The sequence below is a fragment of the Lutibacter litoralis genome, assembly GCF_014646675.1.
Lineage (GTDB): Bacteria > Bacteroidota > Bacteroidia > Flavobacteriales > Flavobacteriaceae > Lutibacter > Lutibacter litoralis.
Genome location: NZ_BMNS01000009.1, coordinates 147915 through 148564 on the forward strand (window position 1 = coordinate 147915; position 650 = coordinate 148564).

The 650-nt window shown below is 31.7% G+C and carries 1 protein-coding gene; it reads left to right on the forward strand.

Annotated elements, in window-relative coordinates; translation table 11 throughout:
- Window positions 1-283: 283 nt before the first annotated feature.
- Entirely contained in the window at window positions 284-574 is a 291-nt protein-coding gene (locus tag IEW75_RS14225; RefSeq protein ID WP_134247042.1) for a GIY-YIG nuclease family protein, read from the forward strand.
- The last annotated feature ends 76 nt before the right edge of the window (window positions 575-650 follow it).

Here is a 650-nt window from a genome sequence, read left to right on the forward strand (position 1 = left end):
TGCAATTTAATGGAGAAATAGCGTATCTAGAAGTAGTACGTGTAGGTTCTCGATACAATTTCAAAAAGAACTAGGGTTCTTGTTAAAACCACTCGAACTGACGAAGATACAACCTCGCGTAGTTGGTTACTCAAATAGACGAAGATACTACCTCGCGTAGTTGGTTACTCAAACAGACGAAAATTCAAGTACGTCACTTCGAGTGGTATTTCGCCATGTAATGGAGAAATAGCGTATATAGAAGTAGATAAATAATTTGAAACAAAATTCTTAACTTTCAAGAATGAAAAAGAGTTTTGTGTATATATTAAAATGTTCAGATAATACCTATTATACAGGAGTTACAAGTAATTTAGAAAATAGACTATTTCAACATTCATCAGGTTTTTATAAAAACTGTTATACTTTTAAAAGGAGACCAGTCACAATGATTTTCTATGCAGAATTTACAGATATAAATTTAGCAATTGAAAAAGAGAAGCAATTAAAAAAATGGTCAAGAGTTAAAAAAGAGGCCTTAATTAATAGTGATTATGATGATCTGGTCAATTTAGCTAAGAAGAAATTTGAGTAGCAGGTTCTCGATACAATTTTAAAAAGAACTAAGGTTCTTGTTAAAACCACTCGAACTGACGAAGATACAACCTCGC